A 7,523-nucleotide genomic window follows, 5' to 3' on the forward strand; every position below is an offset into this window, starting at 1 on the left:
TTTTGTTACTGACAAGAATAATCTAAGTGTCTTTTACAATTTCAGAGGTTTCATATTTTGTTCTTTTTGTATAGATAGGTATAGAAATATTTAGTAACATTTTAAACTTTGGAATTATATAAATACATATATTTCATTTTGATTCCTCATATGCTATTGGTTAGTGTAGTAATTAGAGTAATGGAAGAAGATTTTGTAGTGTGTAGTGTGGAGTCTGCGGTTTTAAAAGACAGATTTTTAGAAGTATGTAAAAAGGCAGTTTTTAGTTGCTAATAGGAATAAGCGCAAATAAAGTATAAAACATAAATATTTATCATTTAGTCGTATGAAAATATAATGAAAGGAAAGAGACGATGAATTATAAACACAAAAAATTATTAGTTCTTGGAGGGGCATCTGTTCATGTTAAATTAATAAGAGCGGCACAAGAATTGGGAGTTTATACTATTGTAACTGATAATGTGAAATATGATGACTCACCAGGGAAAAAAATAGCAGATGAATATTGGGATTTAAATATTTACGATGTGCATGGAATAGTTAAAAAAGCACGAGAGCAAAAAGTAGATGGGGTAATTTCTGGCTGGTTAGATCCTTGCCAGAGACCTTATCAAGAAATATGTGAACAGTTAGGCGTGTCATGCTATGGAACACAAGAACAATTTTTATTGATGACAGATAAGCATGCATTTAAAAAAATGTGTGCAGAACATGGAGTAGATACAATTCCAGAATATAGTCTCGAAGATGCAGAAAAAGGTATAATAGAATTCCCAGTATTTGTAAAGCCAGTGGATAGTAGGGGGTCAAGAGGACAAGCAGTTTGTTACAATATGCAAGACTTAACAATTGCTATAGAAAATGCAAAAGCTGAATCTTCAAATGGGGATATTTTAATTGAAAAGTATATAACTGGAGGACAGGAATTTCACGTAACATATTTTTTTGTGAACGGAAAGCCACATTTGATCCGTACTAGCGACAATTATTGCGGAGCAGAAAAAATGCATATGGAAAAAGTGGTCTCATGTGCAGTGATGCCTTCAAGCTATACGGATAAGTATATCAATACAGCTCATAAGAATGTTGTTAGGATGTTTGAAAAAATGGGAATAAAAAATGGTCCAATTTTTATGCAGGGATTTGAGGACCAAGGTGTATTCCGATTTTTTGATCCGGGTCTTCGTTTCCCTGGAGTTGATTTTGAATTGGTGTTCAAAGAGGCAGTAGGTGTGGATTTGATGAAAGCAATGGTACAAATTGCCTTAACTGGTAATTGCAATATTGAAATACCAGATGGTGCTGTATATTTAAATGGGTCTAGAGGAGCAGTTTTATATTTAACTATAAAACAATGTTATTTAGCAAGATTTACAGGGGAAGATAAAATGAAAAAAAGAAAGGGTATCGTGTCTTACTTGCCAAGATGTAAGGAAGGAGATACGATATCTTGGAGCTATAACGTGAATCAGAGATTGGCTGAGATTGATTTATTAGCACGGGATTTGGATGAATTGAAAGAGTTGATTGACTATACGCATAGTTCGATTGTAGCAACTGATAATAAAGGCGAAGATGTTATTTTTGCAAGATTTAACACAAGTAGAATAAGAGGATAATAATATGAGTGGGCAGAAATTAGATTTTAGATATTTGAATGAACAGGATATGATTAAGGCAGGAGTGAGTGATATGTCGGGTTGCATTAAAGCAATGGAAGATATGTTTGTATTATTGCATAAGGGAGACTATCGAATGGGTGGAGAAGATGCCAATGAACATGGTATTCGTGTATCTTTTCCGAAAACAAGTTCTGTTGAAGGAATGCCATTGCATAAACCAGATTATAGATTTATGGCAATGCCAGCATATTTAGGGGGACGTTTTCACTCATTTGGAATAAAGAGTTATGGGTCTAATCCAGATAATCCTCAAAAAGGTCTTCCGCGTTCTATTCTTATGATGTCTTTAATGGATGCCGAGACAGGCGCTCCATTGGCATATATGTCAGCAAATATTCTTAGTGCTATGAGAACAGGAGCAACAGCAGGTGTTGGCGCAAGACATTTGTGTGTGCAAAATCCAAAAACAGTGGCTATTATTGGACCTGGTACGATGAGCAGATATTCATTGAATGCTTTTGTAGAAGCACAGCCTACAATTGATATTGTGAAAATCAAAGGACGTGGAAAAAATAGTTTGAAAAATTTTATCGAATATTGTAAAACAGAATTCCCGAATATAAAAGAGTATGTTATATGCGATAGTTTCGAGGAAGCGTGTGAAGGGGCTGACATTGTATTCTATGGAACTACAAATGCTTCTAAATATGAAGATAATCCGACAGTGAAAAAAGAATGGTTAAAACCGGGTGCATTGGTAATTGCGGCTTCTGCTTTATTAGTTGATACAGAATTTTTATCAGATAAAAAGGTGAAACTTATTTCGGATAATTATAAAATGTATGACGGATGGGGAAGCGGTCAGCCGTTGCCTACACAGAAAAATGTTTCTACGTTATTAGGTATGGGATTTTATGATGCTGTAACGGAAGGACGCATTATGCGTGAATCAATTACTGAGATGGGAGAAATTTTGGCAGGTAAAAAGACGGGAAGAGACAGCGATGATCAAATTCTTCTTTATGCTGTTGGTGGTATGCCGATTGAAGATGTTGCATGGGGATATGATGTATATATGAATGCAATAGAGAAAGGGATTGGAACAAAATTGAATCTTTGGGAAAAACCGGCTTTGTAAGAAAGAAATATTGTGGTGGTTCAAGGACAGTGCCATAGAGACGACGAATGGTAATTTTTATATCACCAAATATCAAGAAGGAGAACGAATATGAAATACGATTATCTTGTAGTAGGAGCGGGATTATATGGAGCAGTGTTCGCTCATGAGGCAAAGAAAAAGGGTAAAAATTGTCTTGTAATTGACAAGCGTGATCACATTGCGGGAAATATTTATTGTGAGGAAATCGAAGGAATCAATGTGCACAAGTATGGTGCACATATTTTCCACACATCCAATAAGAAAATATGGGAATACATCAATCAGTTTGCAGAGTTCAATAATTACATTAACTCTCCGATTGCTGTATATAAGGATGAACTTTATAACTTGCCGTTCAATATGAATACTTTCAGTAAGATGTGGAATATCCGCACGCCACAGGAAGCGAAGGAAAAGATTGCTGAGCAGGTGGCAGAGACAGGTATTACTGAGCCAAAGAATCTGGAAGAGCAAGGATTATCTTTGGTCGGTAAGGATGTATTTGAGAAGTTAGTAAAGGGCTACACTGAGAAACAGTGGGGAAGAGACTGTAAGGATCTTCCGGCATTTATCATCAAGCGTCTTCCAGTTCGATTTACTTACGACAATAATTACTTCAATGATCGCTTTCAGGGAATCCCTATGGGTGGTTATACGAAGATTGTAGAAAAGATGCTGGATGGCATTGACGTAAAGACAAATACAGATTATTTTGCGTTTATCAAAGAAAATCCGGAGATTGCAGAGAAGACAGTATTTACGGGAATGATTGACGAGTATTATGATTATAAATTAGGAGCGCTGGAATATCGTTCTGTACGTTTTGAGACAGAAGTCCTGGATACAGATAACTATCAAGGAAATGCAGTTGTGAATTATACAGAGAGAGAAGTGCCATATACACGTATCATCGAGCACAAACATTTTGAGTTCGGTACACAGGAGAAGACAGTCATTTCCAGAGAGTATTCTTCTGAGTGGAGCGTAGGAATGGAGCCATATTATCCAGTCAACAACGAGCAGAACAATACATTGTTTGAGAAATACCGCGAGTTGGCAGAGAAAGAGTCAACGGTGATCTTTGGCGGACGTCTTGGAAACTATAAGTATTACGATATGGATAAGGTTATTGAGGCGGCGCTTGAAATGTGCGAAAAGGAATTGGGATAATTTTATCTAATGTGTTGTAACCCCCACTGCTTTAGATATGGAAAAGCAGCAGGACATAGCAGTGCTAAAGCCTGGATGCAGGTTGCCTTTTAGTCAAAAACAATGGAAGAATTTATACAGAAGATATAATAAAAATCTATTTCAGATCAATGATCAGATCAAATCTCTGGAGATTTCACTGTTCTTGTGAAATTTCCAGGGATTAATAACAAGTCGATGCCGTTTCGGGCAATGCTCCAAAGAGAGACAGAGGAATTCTATTTTGTTTCCGATAAAAGTAGAAAACATATTTGTAAGGGAAATGTATTTTTTGTTGGAAGAAGAACAAGAATATGTTATAATACCGCTTATGATGTTTTGGAGGAAATACAGATGAAATTGAGATATAGATTAGCCGCGTTCCTGCTGGCAGCAGGACTTGTTTTTTCGAATACGGCAGTGCATGAGGTATGTGCAGCAGAGGTAGAAGGAGCAGCGGCAGCAGTTACGGATGAAGAGAAGGCAGTGTATGAGATGCCGGTGGAATCAAATGCGTTGAAGAACTGGCCAGAGGGACCGGGAATCTTTGCGGAGGCGGGAATCATCATGGATATGAACAGTGGAGCAATCCTCTATGCAAAGAATATTGATGAGAAGGAATTTCCGGCGAGTATTACGAAAATCATGACGGCGCTCGTAGCATTGGAAAACAGTGAGCTGACAGATAAGGTTCATTTTACCGAAGAGTCGGTGGCATTTCTTGAATATGGAGATGCAAGCATTGGTATGCAGCCGGGAGAAGAGATCACAATGGAGGATGCTTTATATGGGATGTTGTTGGCATCTGCGAATGAAGTCTCCTATGCGATTGCAGACACAGTGGGAAATGGGTATGATAATTTTATCCGTATGATGAACGAGAAGGCAGAGGAGCTGGGATGTACGAATACACATTTTACAAACCCACATGGACTTCATGATGAAGAACATTATGTTTCTGCCAGAGATATGGCGCTCATTGCAGCGGCAGCATTTCAGCATGAGGAATTCCGGAAGATTACGAACACATACGAACATCGGATTCCGCCTACAAATCTTGTTAATGAGGAACGAGTATTTCAGCAGTACCACCAAATGCTTTATGATGGAACAGATACCTTTTATGAGCCATGTGTTGGGGGAAAGACGGGATATACAGACCAGGCACTGTCTACTCTTGTTTCTTATCTGGACAATGGAGAACTTCAGCTTGTCTCTGTGAATTTGAAAACACATGGGGTTCACGTCTATCCGGACACGAAAAATATGGCAGAATATGTTTTCAATAATTTTAAAAAGATTCCTTTAGAAGGAAAGGATCTTCCAAAAGGTGTGAAAGAGACAGAGGAAGATGCTTACATTGTTGTACCGAAAAACGTAGAATTTCAAGATGTAAAAGCGGAGATTGTCCCAGAAGATAAAAGCGGGAAATCAAAGAAGGGTACGTTGACTTACACTTACGATGGCCAGACGGTCGGAGTCTCAGAAGTTGTTTTGAAAGGTTCATATTTTCAGACAAACACAGCAGGAACGAAGACAGAAAAAAGTGACACAGATCAGAAGGAACAAAAGCCTCTTTTTACTGTTTCACCGAAAGTTAAGATGATTATTGGCATAGTTGTGTCAGTTATTATTGCAATGGGCTTGATTTTTTGTGCGCTTGTCTATAGAAAACGACAGCGGAGAAGGCAGCGAAGGCTGATGGAGCAGAGACGCCGCCGACAGAGGAAAGAAAAGCAGGTAAGACAGCAGCAGGTTCAGGCAAGAAGAAGACAGCAGTATCAAAAGCAGAAAGATCATACGAATAAAAGAAGTGAGGATCATAGACTTCCGCGGAGATAGGAAAGAGCTGTGGGACAAAATGTAAAGGGAAATTGTGCAGAATAAGCCACAATTTCCCTTTGATATTTTTCGTATAAAGATTTACTGATCGAAGTTTTCCATACCAAGTTTTTTCTGCTTTTTATAATAGTAAATGATAAACAGTACGGCTGTAATTCCCCAGGAGATTGGATAACTCAATGTGATTGTTTCGATCGTAGGTGATTTTGGGACAAGCAGGAATACCCAAAGTGTACGGAATACGCAAACACCGCAGCATGTCATGATTGTCGGGATGATGACATCACCGATTCCACGCAATGCTCCGGAGTAGATTTCGATAAAGACAAACAGAGCATAAGCCGGTGCCATGTAGTTCAGGATCTGGATTCCGATGCGGATGACTTCTGGATCACTTGTGAACAGATGGAACAGATACTTTCCTGCAGTCATTAGAAATATACTCATTGCGATGGATGAAGCAAGTGTCATCCCAAGGCAGACACGCACACTTTTTCTTACGCGGTCATATTTCCCGGCGCCATAATTTTGTCCGACAAAAGTTGTGGCAGAAATACCAAAGGCGGAAATGACCATCCAGCAGAAGGCATCCATTTTTCCGAAAGAAGTCCATGCTGCTACGGTATCAGTTCCAAGGGCATTTAGAGCAGTCTGGATAATGATATTTGACAAGCTGTACATGGCTGCTTGAAGTCCGGCAGGAATTCCGATACGAAGGATCGAGGACAGGGAGCCTTCGAAGAAGCGGACTTTTCTCAGATGTAGTTTGTAAATATCGGATGTCCGTATCAGGGCGAGCAGTACAAGGATGGCACTGACTGCCTGAGACAGTACTGTTGCAATGGCAGCACCGGCAATTCCCATATGGAACACGAGTACAAATAGAAGATCCAGTCCGATGTTCAAAAAGCAGCAGACGATCAGGTAGTACAGCGGTCGCTTGGAATCTCCGACAGAGCGGAGGATACTGGAGCCGATATTGTAGATGAATGTAAACAAAATTCCGAGGAAGAAAATCCGGAGATAGGTTACAGAATCTGCCATCATGCTTTCCGGAGTATTCATCATGCTAAGAAGCGCAGGTGCCAGAAAATAGCCAGCGCCCATGAGAAAAATACTGGATACGGTCGAGAAAGCAATCGCAGTGTGCAGTGCATGGGACAGTTCGGTTTCTTTTCTCGAACCATAGTGCTGGGCGATGATTACAGTTGCTCCTGATGAAACACCGACAAAGAATCCGATGATCAGGTTGATGATCTGATTAGAAGAACCTCCTACAGCGGCGAGTGCCTCCTTTCCAACGAACCGTCCAACGATCATCGCGTCTGCAGTATTGTAAAGCTGCTGGAAGAATGTACCGAGAACAATAGGAAAAAAGAAAATCAAAAGCTGTCTCCAGATAATTCCTTCCGTAATTGCGTTTGTTGCCGCAGCTGCGGCTTTTTTCTGATTGTTCATAATGTTACCCCTCATAAAGTAAGATATTGTTTGTTTCCCATGTATCATACCATAGAGATGAAAAGGGGGAAATAGGAGATGAAAAAAATTTTGACTTGCACAGGAGAAAGCTTCATACTATAATCAGTTAGGATTTTGAGGAAAAAAGAAAAGAGGAACGAAGGAGCTTCCTGTATAATTCAAATATAAGGAATTCCAAGAAAGAAGGTTGAGAAAAAAATACCTCAGTGTAGAATAAGATTACTGACTTTGCA

At 39.2% G+C, this 7,523-nt stretch carries 5 protein-coding genes; 4 read left to right on the forward strand and 1 reads right to left on the reverse strand.

Annotated features, from left to right (window positions below):
- Window positions 1-353 precede the first annotated feature (353 nt).
- The 4 genes from EDD74_RS11310 to EDD74_RS11325 all read left to right on the forward strand — a co-directional run bounded on the left by EDD74_RS11310 (window position 354) and on the right by EDD74_RS11325 (window position 5,811).
- Window positions 354-1,619 carry an ATP-binding protein gene (locus tag EDD74_RS11310; protein ID WP_116441023.1) on the forward strand — a complete coding sequence of 422 codons (1,266 nt, stop codon included), beginning with the start codon at window positions 354-356 and terminating at the stop codon, window positions 1,617-1,619.
- Between the two features lie 4 nt (window positions 1,620-1,623).
- Window positions 1,624-2,760, forward strand: a complete 1,137-nt coding sequence (locus tag EDD74_RS11315) for a tyramine oxidase subunit B (RefSeq protein ID WP_116441024.1) — start codon at window positions 1,624-1,626, stop codon at window positions 2,758-2,760.
- Between the two features lie 90 nt (window positions 2,761-2,850).
- Window positions 2,851-3,951 carry a UDP-galactopyranose mutase gene (glf, locus tag EDD74_RS11320; protein WP_116441025.1) on the forward strand — a complete coding sequence of 367 codons (1,101 nt, stop codon included), beginning with the start codon at window positions 2,851-2,853 and terminating at the stop codon, window positions 3,949-3,951.
- 372 nt (window positions 3,952-4,323) lie between these two features.
- Window positions 4,324-5,811 carry a D-alanyl-D-alanine carboxypeptidase family protein gene (locus EDD74_RS11325; RefSeq protein WP_116441388.1) on the forward strand — a complete coding sequence of 496 codons (1,488 nt, stop codon included), beginning with the start codon at window positions 4,324-4,326 and terminating at the stop codon, window positions 5,809-5,811.
- A gap of 81 nt (window positions 5,812-5,892) precedes the next feature.
- Here EDD74_RS11325 and EDD74_RS11330 read toward each other — a convergent pair whose 3' ends face one another.
- Complete coding sequence (locus EDD74_RS11330; RefSeq protein ID WP_016439489.1) at window positions 5,893-7,269, reverse strand: MATE family efflux transporter; 1,377 nt, start codon at window positions 7,267-7,269, stop codon at window positions 5,893-5,895.
- Between the last annotated feature and the right edge of the window lie 254 nt (window positions 7,270-7,523).

The organism is Faecalimonas umbilicata, assembly GCF_004346095.1.
Lineage (GTDB): Bacteria > Bacillota > Clostridia > Lachnospirales > Lachnospiraceae > Faecalimonas > Faecalimonas umbilicata.